General features: G+C 64.3%; 16 protein-coding genes. 7 read left to right on the plus strand and 9 right to left on the minus strand.

Annotated features, from left to right (window positions below):
* Nucleotides 1-42: 42 nt before the first annotated feature.
* From I2488_RS19785 to I2488_RS06260, 6 genes are all read right to left on the minus strand, one after another.
* Nucleotides 43-726, minus strand: coding sequence for a winged helix-turn-helix domain-containing protein (locus tag I2488_RS19785; RefSeq protein ID WP_196274932.1), 684 nt, complete (start codon nt 724-726; stop codon nt 43-45).
* Between the two features lie 453 nt (nt 727-1,179).
* Nucleotides 1,180-2,256, minus strand: a complete 1,077-nt coding sequence (locus tag I2488_RS06240) for a phosphotransferase family protein (RefSeq protein ID WP_196274933.1) — start codon at nt 2,254-2,256, stop codon at nt 1,180-1,182.
* On the minus strand, nt 2,253-3,341 hold the full coding sequence (locus tag I2488_RS06245) for a Zn-dependent alcohol dehydrogenase (protein WP_196274934.1): 1,089 nt from the start codon (nt 3,339-3,341) through the stop codon (nt 2,253-2,255). Before I2488_RS06245 ends, I2488_RS06240 begins: the two co-directional genes overlap by 4 nt.
* Before the next feature lie 11 nt (nt 3,342-3,352).
* The gene (locus tag I2488_RS06250; RefSeq protein ID WP_196274935.1) at nt 3,353-4,645 is read right to left on the minus strand and encodes an acyl-CoA dehydrogenase family protein; all 1,293 of its coding nucleotides are present in this window, start codon (nt 4,643-4,645) and stop codon (nt 3,353-3,355) included.
* A 105-nt stretch (nt 4,646-4,750) separates the two neighbouring features.
* Nucleotides 4,751-6,178 carry an MFS transporter gene (locus I2488_RS06255; RefSeq protein ID WP_196274936.1) on the minus strand — a complete coding sequence of 476 codons (1,428 nt, stop codon included), beginning with the start codon at nt 6,176-6,178 and terminating at the stop codon, nt 4,751-4,753.
* On the minus strand, nt 6,175-7,023 hold the full coding sequence (locus tag I2488_RS06260; protein ID WP_196274937.1) for an SDR family NAD(P)-dependent oxidoreductase: 849 nt from the start codon (nt 7,021-7,023) through the stop codon (nt 6,175-6,177). The genes I2488_RS06255 and I2488_RS06260 overlap by 4 nt, the downstream gene beginning before the upstream one ends.
* Before the next feature lie 193 nt (nt 7,024-7,216).
* On the opposite strand from I2488_RS06260, the gene I2488_RS06265 reads away from it, so the two are divergent.
* From I2488_RS06265 to I2488_RS06275, 3 genes are all read left to right on the plus strand, one after another.
* Nucleotides 7,217-8,377: an acyl-CoA dehydrogenase family protein gene (locus I2488_RS06265; protein ID WP_196274938.1), complete on the plus strand. Its 1,161-nt coding sequence runs from the start codon at nt 7,217-7,219 to the stop codon at nt 8,375-8,377.
* A 3-nt stretch (nt 8,378-8,380) separates the two neighbouring features.
* Nucleotides 8,381-9,520, plus strand: coding sequence for an acyl-CoA dehydrogenase family protein (locus I2488_RS06270; protein ID WP_196274939.1), 1,140 nt, complete (start codon nt 8,381-8,383; stop codon nt 9,518-9,520).
* Nucleotides 9,521-9,653: 133 nt separating this feature from the next.
* On the plus strand, nt 9,654-10,457 hold the full coding sequence (locus I2488_RS06275) for an SDR family oxidoreductase (RefSeq protein ID WP_196274940.1): 804 nt from the start codon (nt 9,654-9,656) through the stop codon (nt 10,455-10,457).
* A 123-nt stretch (nt 10,458-10,580) separates the two neighbouring features.
* Here I2488_RS06275 and gmk read toward each other — a convergent pair whose 3' ends face one another.
* Genes gmk through I2488_RS06290 form a run of 3 tightly spaced genes read right to left on the minus strand, consistent with a single transcriptional unit; the run spans nt 10,581 to nt 12,207 of the window.
* Complete coding sequence (gene gmk, locus I2488_RS06280) at nt 10,581-11,231, minus strand: guanylate kinase (RefSeq protein ID WP_196274941.1); 651 nt, start codon at nt 11,229-11,231, stop codon at nt 10,581-10,583.
* Between the two features lie 51 nt (nt 11,232-11,282).
* Nucleotides 11,283-11,675, minus strand: a complete 393-nt coding sequence (locus I2488_RS06285; RefSeq protein ID WP_196274942.1) for a hypothetical protein — start codon at nt 11,673-11,675, stop codon at nt 11,283-11,285.
* A gap of 34 nt (nt 11,676-11,709) precedes the next feature.
* Entirely contained in the window at nt 11,710-12,207 is a 498-nt protein-coding gene (locus tag I2488_RS06290) for an SspB family protein (RefSeq protein WP_196274943.1), read from the minus strand.
* Between the two features lie 85 nt (nt 12,208-12,292).
* Here I2488_RS06290 and hisB point away from each other — a divergent pair, with 85 nt between their 5' ends.
* The 4 genes from hisB to hisA all read left to right on the plus strand — a co-directional run bounded on the left by hisB (nt 12,293) and on the right by hisA (nt 15,464).
* Nucleotides 12,293-12,886 carry an imidazoleglycerol-phosphate dehydratase HisB gene (gene hisB / locus I2488_RS06295; RefSeq protein ID WP_196274944.1) on the plus strand — a complete coding sequence of 198 codons (594 nt, stop codon included), beginning with the start codon at nt 12,293-12,295 and terminating at the stop codon, nt 12,884-12,886.
* Nucleotides 12,879-13,508: an imidazole glycerol phosphate synthase subunit HisH gene (gene hisH, locus I2488_RS06300; RefSeq protein WP_196274945.1), complete on the plus strand. Its 630-nt coding sequence runs from the start codon at nt 12,879-12,881 to the stop codon at nt 13,506-13,508. Before hisB ends, hisH begins: the two co-directional genes overlap by 8 nt.
* Before the next feature lie 68 nt (nt 13,509-13,576).
* On the plus strand, nt 13,577-14,716 hold the full coding sequence (locus tag I2488_RS06305; RefSeq protein ID WP_196274946.1) for a glycoside hydrolase family 130 protein: 1,140 nt from the start codon (nt 13,577-13,579) through the stop codon (nt 14,714-14,716).
* A gap of 22 nt (nt 14,717-14,738) precedes the next feature.
* On the plus strand, nt 14,739-15,464 hold the full coding sequence (hisA, locus tag I2488_RS06310; RefSeq protein WP_196274947.1) for a 1-(5-phosphoribosyl)-5-[(5-phosphoribosylamino)methylideneamino]imidazole-4-carboxamide isomerase: 726 nt from the start codon (nt 14,739-14,741) through the stop codon (nt 15,462-15,464).

Raw genomic sequence — 15,464 nt, forward strand, 5'->3', positions numbered from 1 at the left:
GCATTTGCCGGCCCGTCTTTGAAAGGCAGGGCCGGCAAGGGCTCAGTTCTCTGTGGGCAGGCTCAGCGCATAGCCGCTCTGCCGGTCGCTGCGAATGTCCGCGCCTTCGCGAAGCTTCTTGCGCAAGGCCGATACGATGACCTTGATCGTGGCCGGCTTCAGCGGTTCCTCCCGGCCAAGTGCCCGCGCCAGAGACCGGGCGGGCACGGCGCTTCCCTTCGCGGCAAGCAGCAGTTCGAACACGGCTCTTTCCCGGCCGGATGGGGCTTGGGCAAAATGCCGTTCCTGATCGTTCGAAGCAACCCGTTCCACCGAAGCGCCATGGCCGAGCCGAGCCAATCCATAGCGTTCGACCAGGGCTCGCATTCTGGCCTGCGCTTCGGGCATGGGCATCCGGGTATCGAAAACGTCGTCGAAGCCCGCACGCAGCAGCGCGGCGCGTTCGGAGGGCGAACTGGTCCGGGCAAGCGCGATCTTCGGCTTCAACGCCAGCGCGGGGGCGTAGTAACGCAGCAGTCTCTTGATGCGCTTGGTATCGTTTCCGGCAATGATCAGTACATCGTAGAAGAAGCGCTGCGGCGATATGTCGGCGAGGTAGTTCTCGGACGCGCGGCAGATGGCGATGTCCCGGTGCAAAAGCTCCGACCACACAAGTAAAGCCGAAGAACTGGCCTCACCTACCAGAGCCATTCGAACAACGATATCCGTACGGGCGTCGTCGTTCACGGCATCCTCGGGCAAAGTCGGCCGCGAGCGCTCTCGCCGGCCAGTTTCCGGTCTTCCAAACGGAGCCATAAGCATTTTATTCGCTTCCTGAGTACGAAGTTGAATAGACAATGAAGGAAAATTCATTTTCTATTTATGCACTCTGCAAGTGCATCTGCGCCCCCAGGACTGCCAAGTCATTGTCTGACTTCATTTCTAATTATTGCGTCAGATTCGAACGACTGACAGAACCACATCCAAACAGATTAGTGCTGTTATGGAAGTATTCTACGTTAAACTACGGATATTACAAGCTTTCGGAAAGGTTAACGCCGGGTTCTGCCATTCGATCAGATCGCCAAGCCGACAAGGCGTTGAAATCAAGACAAAACCTGTGCGGAGTGAGGGCGCACTCCCCTGATGCAGGGAACTGCGCCACTAGAAATTCCTATATTTTACAAATAGAACCGGGCTTCAGGCCCCTGCCTTGATGGCATAGCTCAGTGCCAGATCGGCAAGCGGCTGCACTCGCTCGGACATCGCCTTGGCATGCGCGCTGGAGGCGGTACCGTCGATAACGCGTTTCTTGATGCCCTGGATGATGCCGGCAAGCCTGAAGAAGTTGTAGGCAATGTACCAGTCGAGATCGGGAAGTCCGTCACGGTCGGTCTTCTCGCAATAGCGGGCGACAACGTCATCCAGTTCGGGAATGCCAAGGGCCTTGCGGTCAAGATCCTGCACGCCGGAACGGCCGCCATTGTCCTGCACCCAGGCCGTGCAGAAATAGGTGAAGTCCGCCATTGGATCGCCCAGCGTCGACAGTTCCCAGTCGAGCACGGCGACGACTTTCGCCTCGCTCGGATGGAAGATCATGTTGTCGATGCGATAGTCGCCGTGGACCACGCTGGTCCGCGTCTGCTCGGGCAGGGTCGCCGGCAGCCATTCGATCAGCCGCTCCATTGCCGGCATCGTCTCGGTTTCGGAAAGCCGATACTGCTTGGTCCAGCGATCGACCTGACGGCCGAAGTAGTTGCCGGGCTTGCCGAAGTCGGAAAGTCCGGCTGCCTCGACATCGATCGAATGCAACGCCGCCAGCGTATCGACCATCGCGTCGTAGGTCGCACGCCGGAACTCCGGAGTTGCCCCGGGCATGGCGCCGTCCCAGATCGTCCGCCCGTCGACGCAGCCCATCACGTAGAACCACGAACCGATCACGCTGTCGTCTGTGCACAGGCCGTATTGCCGGGCAACCGGAAAGCCGGTTCCCGCCAGTCCGGCCTGAACCTTGTACTCGCGATCGACTGCATGGGCCGAGGGCAGCAGCTTGCCGAACGGCTTGCGGCGCAGAACGTATGGGCCGGACGGACTGTCGATCTTGTAGGTCGGGTTCGACTGGCCACCCTTGAACTTTGAAACGCTCAGCGGCCCTTGGAAGCCGTCCACGTTCTCTTCGAACCAGCGGGTCAGCGCCGCTTCGTCAAGTTTGTCGGCGCCTTCGGGCACGACCGTGCCGGTAAACGCCGCCTGTGCGTCGATCGGTGCCCCGCTCATTGGCCGAACACGATGACCGAGCGGGCCGAGTGGCCCTGCTTCATCTTCTCGAACCCGTCGTTGATGCCTTCCAGCGGAATGCGCTCGGCAATGATCGTGTCGAGATCGAGCAGCCCGCGCATGTAGAAGTCGACCAGACGCGGCAGGTCCACCGGGAAGTGGTTGCCCCCCATGATCGCGCCCTGCAGCTTCTTGTCCGAAAGCAGGTCCATCGCCGAAAGACCGACCTTGTGGTTCAGCGGCATCATGCCGAGGATCGTCGCCGTACCGCCGCGCCGCAGCGAGGCGACCGCCAGATCGCCCGAGGCTGGACGACCCACCGCCTCGATGGCGTGGTGTACCCCGCCCTTGGTCATCTCGACGATTTCCTTGGCCGCATCCGGGCCGGCGTCGATCGCATCGGTCGCACCGAGCCTGAGCGCAAGTTCACGCTTCTCCGGCATGGGATCGACCGCGATGATCCGTCCGGCACCCGCGATCTTCGCAGCGTTCACCGTCGCCAGCCCCACACCGCCACAGCCGACCACGCAGATCGTCTCGCCGGGGGTCAGCTTGGCGGCGTTGAACACCGCGCCGGCACCAGTGGTTACCGCACAGCCGATCACCGCAGCCCTGTCGAGCGGCATGTCGGGCGTGATGGCAACGCAGGCATGTTCGTGCACCAGCATCTGTTCGGCAAAGGCCGAGAGGTTCAGCATCTGGTTGACGGTGCTGCCATCATCCGTCCGAGTGAGGCGAGGGGGCTGCCCGGCCCCGCGCCGCGTGTCGCCGCCAAGGCACAGCGACATGCGACCGGTCACGCAGAACTCGCAATGTCCGCAGAACGCCGAAAGGCAGGTGACGACTGCGTCACCCACCTTCACGGTCCGCACTTCCGAACCGACCGCCTCGACGATCCCCGCCGCCTCGTGTCCCGGAACTGCAGGCAGCGGGTGCGGATAGGCGCCTTCGATGAAGTGCAGGTCCGAATGGCACAGCCCGCAGGCGGCCGTACGGATCAGCACTTCATGCGGACCCGGCTTGGAAACGGTCAGGTCCTGGATTTCGAGCGGCTTGCCCGGTTCGACGAGTACGGCGGCTTTCATCTTCTCTCTCCTTACCGGGCCACGCCCAGATCGCCCGAGCTGAAGCCACGGTCACCCGAGGGCATTTCGGAATGGCGCGCGAACTCGATACGGGCAATGGCACGGGCGTGCACTTCGTCCGGACCATCCGCCAAGCGAAGCGTGCGCTGGTGGGCATAGGCTTCGGCCAGGCCGAAGTCTTCCGAAACGCCGCCGCCGCCGTGGGCCTGGATCGCATCGTCGATGATGCGCAGCGCCATGCGCGGCGCCTGGACCTTGATCATCGCGATTTCGAGCGCGGCTGACTTGTTGCCGACCTTGTCCATCATGTCCGCCGCCTTCAGGCAGAGCAGGCGGGTCATCTCGATGTCGATGCGGGCCTGGGCGATGCGCCATTCCCAGATCGACTGATCGGCCACACGCTTGCCGAAGGCCACGCGCGATTGCAGGCGCTTGGCCATCTTGGCAATCGCTTCCTCGGCCACGCCGATCGTGCGCATGCAGTGGTGGATGCGGCCCGGCCCGAGGCGACCTTGCGCGATCTCGAAGCCACGCCCTTCGCCAAGCAGGATGTTGGAGGCCGGCACGCGGACATCCTTCATCACCACTTCCATGTGGCCATGCGGCGCGTCGTCATAGCCGAACACCGGCAGATGGCGGATGATTTCGACGCCGGGGCTGTCGATCGGCATCAGCACCATCGACTGCTGCTGATGACGCTTGGCCTCGAAATCGGTCTTGCCCATGACAATCGCGATCTTGCAGCGCGGATCGCCAAGGCCGGACGACCACCACTTGCGCCCGTTGATCACGTATTCGTCGCCCTCGCGGCGGATCGAGGTCTCGATGTTGGTGGCATCCGAGGATGCTACTCCCGGCTCGGTCATCAGGAAGGCCGAACGGATCTCGCCGTTCATCAGCGGGCGCAGCCACTGCTCCTTCTGTTCCAGTGTGCCGTAGCGGTGGAACACTTCCATGTTGCCCGTGTCGGGCGCGGAGCAGTTGAACACTTCGCTCGACCAGCCGATGCGCCCCATTTCCTCGGCACAGAGGGCATATTCGAGGTTGGTCAGGCCGGGGCCCTCGAACTGGAAGCTTTCCTCTACGTGATGATGCCCGCCGTTGCGCGGCGGCATGAACAGGTTCCAGATTCCGGCCGCCTTGGCCTTGGCCTTCTCCTGTTCGACGACCTGCAGCACCTTCCAGCGGTCGGCAGTCCCGGCCTCGGCCTTGTATTCCTTGTGGCGCGGGCGAACGTTGTCTTCGATGAACTGGCGGACGCGGTCACGCCAGTACTTCTGGCGGTCGGTCGGTTCGAAATCCATGGGCCTCTCCTTGCTTGCCCGGCAGTCTTCATCGGGCAGACGGTGAATTCAAGCGGAAATTAAGTGACCGATTAAGTCATGTCCTTGATCGGGATCATTGTTGTGTCACGGGTGAAGCCCGGCAGCATCGGGATCTGCCCTGGCCACCTGATCCAGCCGCTCGAGCCGGGCCTGATGCGCCGCCCGGTCGATCGGAAAGCGCCGCACGACGAAGGCGGTAAGCGCTGCCAGCACCGCTATGCTCGTGGCGTAGGCAAGGCTCAGGCGATAGGTCACTTCGGGCAGGACCGCATCCGGCGGTGTATTCGCCTCAAGGCCTGCGTAGCTCAGCAGCAAGCCGGTTGCGAACACGCCAAGTCCGCCCGCGCACTTCGATGCCAGAAACGCTCCTGCGGAAAGCGTCCCTTCCGAACGCCGTCCGGTCTGCTCCTCCGATGCTTCGACGACGTCGGCGACCATCGACCACAAGGTCATCGTGCCCGTAACGGTGAAGGTGTTGGACAGGAGCGTACAGGCGAACATCATGCCGAGCGAGGCCGTGGTCCCGTCCGGTGCCCAAAGGCCAAGCCAGCGCAGCACCAGCGGCCCTGCCCAGAACACCATGCCGACCGGCGCCATGCGCATCACCGTTCCGGCCTTGCCCCAGCGCTTTTGCGCGCGCCCGACCAGCGTCGAGGCACCGACCACGCTCGCGAACAGCAGGAACGGGAAGGCCTGCAGGGCAGTCGGCGTGAACTTCCAGACGTAGAGATAGAGGTAGTTGGACAGCGCAAAGGTGATGCCCTGCGAGGTCAAAGCCGCGGCGATACCTGCCATCACGATCAGGCAGGCGGGGTGCGAAAAGCTCTCGCGGATTTCGCCAAGCGAGGCGAGGGCGCTCTTTTCGTGGCCTGCCCGCTCCTGCGGCCAGCCTGCCACTGCACGATGTTGTCCGATCGCCGAGGCGAGGACGCACGTTACCATGAGCCCTGCGCCGAACAGCCCGTAATTGCGGTATCCTTCCCGCGCCAGCATGGCATCGGGCAAAAACACGCCATAGGCCAGCAGCAGCATCAGCAGCCCGCCGCCCCACGAGAACAGGAAGCGGAAGCGGGTCAGGCGCGTGCGCTCGTCGTAATCGCGGCTGATCTCCGCCACCAGCGCCGCCGAAGGCACCTCGCACATCGCCACCAGCGCGCGCACCATGATTGCCGATACCAGCAGCATGACGAAGCTTGGCTCGCCGATCGGCGACCACAGGAATATCCAGGCAAAGCCCAGCGGAATCGGCGCAAGGTACAGGAACGGCAGTCGTCGCCCCCATGCCGTGCGGGTGCGGTCGCTGAAATGGCCGACGATCGGGTCGATCAGTCCGTCGAACACCAGGGCGATGAGCAGGGCCAGGCTGACCAGCCGCGCATCCATGCCCAGCACCTGATTGTAGAACAGCAGCAGGAACGTGGCGAAGCCGTTGTCCTTCACCCCATAGGCGACGCTGCCCAGCCCGTTGGCGAGGGCAAGGCGAGTGGGGACACGGCCGTCGACAGGGATCATGCGGTCTTGCCGCTCTCTGCCATCTGCTGCAGCGCATCGAACAGGCCTGGCATGTTCGGGTCCCAGCTATGGCGCGGCCCGATGGTGATCCCGCCATCGACTATCAGCGATGTGCCGGTGACGAAGCCTGCCGCCTCGCTCGCAAGGAACAGCACCGCCTGCGCGATGTCCTCCGGCTGCCCGCCACGCGCCACCGGCTGCGCCTGCTGCGACATTGCGGCAATTGCGCCCTTGGCCTGCGCCTCGAGTTCGGCAGGCATTTCCAGCGACGCCGTGAAGATATTGGTGTTGATGAAGCCGGGTTGGACCGCATTCACCCGGATCTGGTGCTTGGCGAGGTCTGCCGCCGCAACCTTGGTGAGATGCAGCACGCCGGCCTTTGCCACGGCATAGGCCGTCGGCGAATAGCCCGGACTCACCGCCGCCACGCTCGAGGTGTTGACGAACGAAGCTCCCTTGCGCCCGATCATGTGCGGCACGGCATAACGGATGCCGAAGGCCACTGAGCGCAGCAGCAGGTCCATGGTCCGGTCCCAGCCTTCCGGCTCGATCTCGTCGATCGGGGCACGGTCGCCACCGGCACCGGCATTGTTGAACACGCTATCGATGCCGCCGGTCTCTGCCGCGGCGCGATCCATCAGCGCCTTGATGTCCTCGCACCGGGTCACGTCGCAGCGCGCGGTGACGACCTTGCCATTGGATGCGCTGGCGGTTGCGACAAGGCCCGTCTCGTCGATGTCGGCAGCGTAGACCGTTGCCCCCTCGGCAGCGAATGCGATGGCCGCCGCTCGTCCGATTCCCGATGCCGCACCGGTCACCACGACCGTCTTGCCGTTGAATCGCATCCTTCTCTCCAGCACTTTTCTATCGTTTTACGTTTACGTCAGCTTAGGCGCGAAAGACCGTCCGTCAATGCCGATGCGGTTGACGCTACGGCATGCGAGGCTTGCCCCAAAGCGCAGGAAACGCCTCGCAAATAGCCGCTTGCCAGACCGTCGCGACTCGCTTTAACCTTCCGATTAAGAGAGGAGCATTGCCATGTCTGACCTTGATGCCTTCCGCGCGGAAATCCGCGCCTGGCTCGAAGAGAACTGCCCTGCCGAGATGCGCGAGCCTGTCCGTGACGAAGGCGATGTCTGCTGGGGCGGACGCAACTTCCAGTTCAAGAACGAAGCGCAGAAGACCTGGATGGAGCGCTGCGCGGCCAAGGGCTACACCGTGCCCGACTGGCCCAAGCCCTACGGCGGCGCCGGCATGTCTCCGGCGGAAGCCAAGATCTGGCGCGAAGAGCTCGCCCGGATCGGCGCCCGTCCGCCGCTCTCCAGCTTCGGCATCTGGATGCTCGGCCCCGCGCTGCTGAAGTTCGGCACCGAGGAACAGAAGGTCCACTACCTCAACCAGATCGCCCGCGGCGAAATCCGCTGGTGCCAGGGCTACTCCGAACCCGGCTCGGGCTCGGACCTCGTCTCCCTGCAGACCTTCGGCGAGGACAAGGGCGATCACTGGGTCGTCAACGGCCAGAAGATCTGGACCTCCTACGCCGACAAGGCCGACTGGATCTTCTGTCTCGTCCGCACGGACAAGACCAACAAGTACCAGGGCATCAGCTTCCTGCTGTTCGACATGACCACCCCGGGCGTGACGACCAAGCCGATCAAGCTGATCAGCGGCAACTCGCCCTTCTGCGAAACCTTCTTCGACAACGTCGTCGTGCCGAAGAACCAGATCGTCGGTGAACTCAACCGCGGCTGGGACGTCGCCAAGTACCTGCTCGGCCATGAGCGCGAGATGATCTCGGGCGCCGGCGGCGGTGACCGCCTCAACGCCATCGGCGCAGTCGTTGCCCGCAATGGTCTCGAAGACCCGATCCTGCGCGCCGACCTCGCCATGTTCGATGTCGATGCGCTGGCCTATGCCTGCATGGGCGAGAAGTTCCTTGATGAGGCCAAGGTCGGCCGTGCCCATCCCGCACAGCCCAACATGATGAAGTACGCGGGTACCGAGCTGAACAAGCGCCGCCACGAACTGCTGATGTCGGCAGGCGGCGCGACTGCGCTCGAATGGGAAAGCGAGCGCACCAACGGCGGCTCGCCCTCGCGCTCGTGGCTGCGCACCAAGGCCAACTCGATCGAGGGTGGCACCAGCGAAGTCATGCTCAACGTCGTTGCCAAACGCATTCTCGAACTGCCGGGAGCCTGATCGATGCCCCTTTACCACACCGAAGATCAGGCCATGCTGGCCGAGACCGTCACCGGCTTCATGGCCGATGAGGGCGGCATCAAGAAGCAGCTGCGCCACTATCGCGACATCAACTGCCAGGACGGCTTCGGCCATGCCCTATGGAAGCAGTTCGCCGAAATGGGTCTCACCGGCATGCTCGCCGCCGAGGCCGATGGCGGCTTGGCGATGGGCCACGTCGAAGCAGGCATCGTCCTGCGCGAAATCGGTCGCAACCTGACGCCGTCGCCGTTCCTGACCACCTCGGTCATGGGTGTCACGGCGCTGTCCGGCGGTTCGGACGAACTGCGCGGCCGCTGGCTCCCCGGCGTTCTGTCCGGTGGCAGCGTGCTCGCCGTAGCGGTCGATGAAGGCCCGAAGCACCGCCCCGAACGCATCGCCTGCAAGGCCGAGAAGGCCGGCAACGGCTTCCGCCTGCAGGGTCGCAAGGCCTTCGTGGTGCAGGGCGCGTCAGCCGATGCGATCATCGTCGCGGCCCGCACCTCTGGCAGCGACACCGACAACGACGGCATCACCCTGTTCGCGGTGCCGAAGGACGCCGCAGGCGTGACCCACGAGAACCTGCGCCTTGTTGACAGCGCGATGGCCAGCAACGTCACCTTCGACAATGTCGAGCTCGATGGCGATTGCGTGATCGGCGAAGTCGATGGCGGTCGCGAGCTGCTCAACAAGGTCATCCGCGCAGGGCGCATCGGTGCTGCCGCCGAACTGACCGGCGTGGGCCAGGGCGCGTTCGACATCACCACGGCCTACCTCAAGACGCGCAAGCAGTTCGGCCAGTTGATCGGTGAATTCCAGGCGCTGCAGCACCGCGCCGCGCACCTTTATTCCGAACTCGAGATCGCCGAAGCAGCCGTGATCAAGGCGCAGCAGCTGCTCGACGGCAATTCGGAGAAGGCCGACCTCATGGTCTCGGTCGCCAAGGCCAAGGCCGCCAAGGCCTGCAACCTCTCGGTGCGCGAAGGCGTGCAGATGCATGGTGGCGTCGGCATGACCGACGAATACGATATCGGCCTCTACATGAAGCGCGACCGTTCGCTCGCCGAATTCATGGGCGACCAGTACTACCACGCCGAACGCGTGGCCCAGCTCAGCGGTTATTGATCAGGCGCAGCGCGTAATGCTTCGACAGGCTCAGCATGAGCGGGATCAGGTAGGATAAGAAATCCGCTCGTCCTGAGCCTGTCGAAGGACGCAGGTACAACGGTCGGGTGAAAAGGTCGGAAGGGAACAACACATGGATTTCAGCAAGCTCTTCAGCCTTGAAGGCCGCATTGCGGTCGTCACCGGCGGTTCGCGCGGGATTGGCGAGATGATCGCCGAAGGCTTCATCGCCGCCGGGTGCGAGCGCGTCTACATCACCGCCCGCAAGGCCGCCGTGGTCGAGGAAACCGCCGCCCGCCTTGGCGAGAAGTGCATCGCACTTCCCGGTGACATCTCGAACGTCGCCGGCATCCAGCAACTCGCCGCCGATCTCGCGGCCCGCGAAAGCAAGCTCGACATCCTCGTCAACAATGCGGGCGCGGCTTGGGGCGCCGACTTCGAAGACTTCCCGGAAGTGGGCTGGGACAAGGTCATGGACCTCAACGTCAAGACCCCGTTCTTCCTGACGCAGAAGCTGCACGGCCTGCTCAAGGCTGCGGCCAGCAAGGAGCAGCCCGCCAAGGTCATCAACATCGCCTCGGTGGACGGCCTGCGCGTCAATCCGTGGGAAACCTACAGCTATCAGGCGTCAAAGTCCGCGCTGATCCATCTTACCCGCCGTATGGCCGCGCGCCTGATCAAGGACCAGATCGTCGCCAGCTGCATCTGCCCCGGCGCGTTCCCGTCGGAAATGAACAAGGCGGCCGCCAAGAACCCGGAGGCTTCGGCCAAGGGTATTCCGTCAAAGCGCATCGGCACGATCGAGGACATGGCCGGCGGCGCCATCTTCCTCGCCAGCCGCGCCGGTGACTACGTGGTCGGTACGCCGCTGCCGATCGACGGCGGCATCGTCAACGGCTGGATTCCGGACAACGCCATCGATCCCAGCGGGCATTGAGTAAGCAAAAGATGCTGCGCCCCCGCGAAGGCGGGGGCCTCAGGCGGTTTACGGAATGTCAGCGATAACGGCTTGAGGTCCCTGCCTTCGCGGGGACGCAAGTCTCGTTCTGCGCTGCAAGGGCTAGCCCCGCGTCAACCCGCGCACGAAATCAATCAGCCCCGTCTGCCGCGTCCGCTTCATGCGTTCGGCGGCAAGGATTTCGCGCACCTTGTCGAAGCAGCCTTCAACGTCGTCGTTGATGACGACATAGTCGTAGCCGTCCCAGTGGCTGATCTCGGCCTGCGCGCGGTCCATACGCGCCGCGATTACTTCGGCACTGTCGGTGCCCCGCCCGGTCAGGCGGCGGCGCAGTTCCTCGAGGCTGGGCGGCAGGATGAACACGCGCACCACGTCGGCCTGCGCTTTCTGGTAAAGCTGCTGCGTGCCCTGCCAGTCGATGTCGAACAGCACGTCGCCGCCCGCCTTCAGCCGGTCACGGATGTGCGCCTTGGGCGTGCCATAGCAATTGCCGAAAACCACGGCCCACTCGTAGAATTCGTTGGCTTCGACCATGCGGTCGAACTCGGCCTGGTCCACGAAGAAGTAATCTACGCCTTCGACCTCGCCCTCGCGCATGGGCCGCGTCGTGACCGAAACCGACGCCGCGATCTCGCTATCCTCGCTCAGAAGTTTGCGCGCGATGGTGGTCTTTCCCGCGCCCGAGGGCGAGGAAAGGATGAGCATCAGGCCCCGCCGGTGCAGGGTATCGTCGTCATGGGACTCGTGAACCATGTGCGCTAGTGGCGCATCGGTTCCCGCGCGGTCAAGTGGAGAAGGTTCCGCTCACGCCTTCTTGCCGCGTTCGGCCTGTTCCTCGACAGCGACTTCGCCCGCCGCTTCGGCCTTGCGGCTGCGCTTGCGATCATAGAGCGTCTTGGCCAGCAAACCGCCGCCAACCACGATGGCGCCGGGGACGGACCGCGTTGCCACCCGCGCGATCGCCGTGCCGACCAGCGTCTGCATCATCGAGCGACCCTTGATCACGCGACCCGCCTTCTTCGAGCCGAGCTTGCTGCCGATCAGACCCTTTTCCACGCCACGGCGCAGCAGCGCGCCGCCGGTGCGCAGGGCGATGTCGGCGAGAATCAGGTTGGTCATCGGGTTGGGGCTGGGCGCAGGCACCTTGTCAGCGGCATCCTTTGCCGCATCGGCCAGTTTCTTGCCCTTCTTCGCCATGCCCAAGCCTTCTGTCAGCGGGGCGGTGCGCCCCTTACTTCTTCTTGCCGAAATCCACAGTGACGACGTTCGAGCCATCGTCAGTCCGCTCAACGGCGGGCTTTTCGGCTTGTTCCGGCGAATCGTTCTCGGCGGGCTCGACCGGCTCGGCCTCGTCGTCCACCACTGCCTGGAACTGCAGTCCGAAATCCACCGCCGGATCGACGAAAGCGGTGATCGCCGAGAAGGGAATCACCAGATTCGACGGGATCTGGTTGAACGAAAGGCCCACGCTGAACTGGTCCGCTTCGACCTTCAGGTCCCAGAACTTGTTCTGCAGGACGATCGTCATCTCGTCCGGGAAGCGCTCGCGCAGGCGCTGGGGGATGTCCACGCCGGGAGCGCCGGTCTTGAAGGTGATGTAGAAGTGATGCGCGCCCGGCAGCATCCCGCCGCCCGCCGCCACTTCGCCCAGCACTCTGCCGACCACGGCGCGCAGCGCCTCCTGCACGATTTCGTCGTAGGGGATCAGGCTGTCAGGTGCATCGCTCATGCCGCCACAACTGGCCTTGACCTGCGCCCCGGTCAAGTGGGGACGGTGATTGATTCTCAACCGGACCGGCGTATAGGCGCTTCCCATGCGCACCGGATCGATCACGCGAAAGACCGAGGAAACCGACATCGCCGTGTCGGTGAACCTCGATGGCACCGGCACCTACAAGGTGGAAACGGGCATCGGCTTCCTCGATCACATGATCGAGCAGTTCAGCCGCCACTCGCTGATCGACATCGAATGCCGGGTGAAGGGCGATCTCCACGTCGACCAGCACCACACCACCGAGGACAGCGCCATCGCGCTGGGCCAGGCGATCTCGCAGGCGCTCGGCGACAAGAAGGGCATCACCCGCTACGGCCACACCTACTCGCCGATGGACGAGGCGCTGTGCCGCGTTGCACTCGACATTTCGGGCCGCCCGGTACTGATCTGGAAGGCGTCGTTCACACAGCCCCGCTTGGGCGAGATGGACACCGAACTGTTCGAGCACTGGTTCCAGTCGATCAGCCAGGCCGCCGGCATCACGCTGCACATCGAAAGCCTCTACGGCTCGAACAACCACCACATCATCGAAGGCATCTACAAGGGCTTTGCCCGCGCGATGCGCGCCGCGATCACCATCGATCCGCGCAAGGCCGATGCCGTGCCCTCGACCAAGGGCATCCTCGGTGGCTGATACCCTCGCGCTGGTCGATTACGGCGCGGGCAATCTCCGCTCGGTCGCCAATGCGCTGAAGGCTGCGGGTGCAGAAGGCGTCGTCGTCACGGCTGACCCCAACGTCGTCCGCGCCGCCGACCGCATCGTCCTGCCTGGCGTCGGCGCATTTCGCGCCTGCATCGAAGCCCTGTCCGCCGTGCCCGGCCTCGTCGAGGCGATGGAAGAGCGCGTGCTCGTGGGCGGCGCCCCGTTCCTCGGCATCTGCGTCGGCATGCAGCTCCTCGCCGATCGCGGCATCGAATTCGGCACGACCGACGGCCTTGGCTGGATCGGCGGCGAAGTCCGCGTGATCGAACCGGCTGACCCGTCGATCAAGGTGCCGCACATGGGCTGGAACGATGTCGCGCCCATGCCGCACCACGGCGGGGCGGAGCTGCTCGAACCGGGTGAGGCTTATTTCCTCCACTCCTACCACTTCGTGCCGGAAGAGGGCGCGCACGTGGCGGCGATGAGCGATCACGGCGGCGGCATCGTCGCGGCGGTCGCGCGCGACAACATCCTCGGCGTGCAGTTCCACCCGGAAAAGAGCCAGTCCTACGGGCTCGCGCTGCTCGCCCGCTTCCTCGAATGGAAGCTCTGACGGGATAGCCCGAGGGAACAGTTCGGCGGGCCGGGGCCTTTCCTTCCTTTGAAGGAGGCCAAACCTGCATGACCAAGTTCCCGTTCGACCGCCTCGTGTTCACGCCCTTCATGGTCGACCTTGAGCGGTCTCCGCTCAGGGGGCACTTCGGCGCAGAGACCTACGTGCTGGGCGCATTCAACCCCGGCATGACCGTGCTGCCAAACGGCAACCTGCTGTTCATGGTCCGCATCGCCGAGGCGCTGCGCCAGCCGATCCGCGACGGCAAGGTCCATGCGATCCGCTGGCACGATGGCGGCTACGTCCTCGATGGCTGGCCGCTCGAACTCGCCGATACCTCCGACCCGCGCAAGTTCCTGCTCCACGGCGGGGGGTGGAAGATCATGGCCCTGACCTCGCTGTCGTGGCTTCTCCCGGTCGAGATGTCCCCCGATGGTCTCAACGTGGTGGCTATCCACTACGACAAGGCGATCACCCCCCAAGGCTCGTTCCAGTGCTACGGCACCGAGGACGCCCGCATCTCGCGCATGGGCGAGGGCGCCTATCTGATGACCACCTGCTCGGTCAGCCCCGAACGCCATTCGACCACGCTCTATTCCTCCGAGAACGGTCTCGACTGGCACTTCGAAGGCATCGTGCTCGATCACCAGAACAAGGACATGCTGATCTTCGAAGGGCTCGTCCATGGCGAATACTGGGCACAGACCCGGCCCTTGGGCGATCTCTACTTCGCCTATCCACCCGGCAGCGAATGGCGCTCCGGCCCCTCCATCAACCTCGCCACCTCTCCCGACGCTCTGCACTGGAAACCGCGCATCGAGCCCGGCATCCGCCCCCACGCCGGCACTGCCGCGACCGCGCGCATGGGTGGCGGGACGCCCCCGATCCTCACCGAGATCGACGGCCAGCGCGGTTGGCTCACACTGTGGCACGGTGTCGAGCCAAAGGAGATCGTCGGCATCTACCGCACCTACTGGTCGCTGCTTGACGAGAACGAGCCGTGGAAGACCATCGGCGGCAGCCACACCCCGCTGCTGGAGCCGGACGCAGAGCTGACCCGCCCGCTCGAAGACCTGCTCTACTTGCGCGATGTCGTGTTCACCACCGGCATTGCCGAACTTGAGGATCGCTACATCGTCGCCTCGGGCGAGGCCGATCTTGCCTGCCGCATCACCCATGTGCCCAAGGAAGCCTTCCGTTCGGCGTAAAGCGCTGCTAGGCGCGCGATCCATGATCGTCTTTCCCGCCATTGACCTGAAAGCTGGCCAGGTCGTTCGCCTCGCCGAAGGAGACATGGACCGCGCCACGGTCTACGGCGACAACCCCGCCCATCAGGCGAGTCTGTTCGCCGAGGCCGGATCGCAGTACCTCCACGTCGTCGATCTCGACGGTTCGTTCGCCGGCCGCGCCGAGAACCGCGAGGCGGTGGAAGGCATCCTCAAGTCCTTCCCCGGCCACGTCCAATTGGGGGGCGGCATCCGCACGCGCGAAGCGGTCTCGGGCTGGTTCGACCTCGGCGTCAGCCGCGTCGTCATGGGCACCGCCGCGCTCAAGGACCCGCAGTTCGTCAAGGACATGGCCAAGGAGTTTCCCGGCGGCATCGTCGTGGCGGTTGACGCGCGCGACGGCATGGTCGCCACTGAAGGCTGGGCCGACGTCTCGGACGTCTCGGTCGTCGATCTCGCCCGCCGCTTCGAGGATGCCGGCGTCGCCAGCCTGCTCTTCACCGACATTGGCCGCGACGGCCTGCTCAAGGGCGTCAACCTCGACGCCACCGTCGAGCTTGCCCGCCGCGTCGACATTCCCGTGATCGCCAGCGGCGGCGTCAAGGGCATCGACGATATCCGCATGCTCAAGATCCACGAAGCCGACGGCATCGAAGGCGTCATCACCGGCCGCGCGCTGTTCGAAGGCAAGCTTGATCTTGCCGCGGCCATCGCGATGGCCGAGGCCTGA

Source organism: Novosphingobium jiangmenense (genome assembly GCF_015694345.1).
In the GTDB taxonomy this organism is placed as follows: Bacteria; Pseudomonadota; Alphaproteobacteria; order Sphingomonadales; family Sphingomonadaceae; genus Novosphingobium; species Novosphingobium jiangmenense.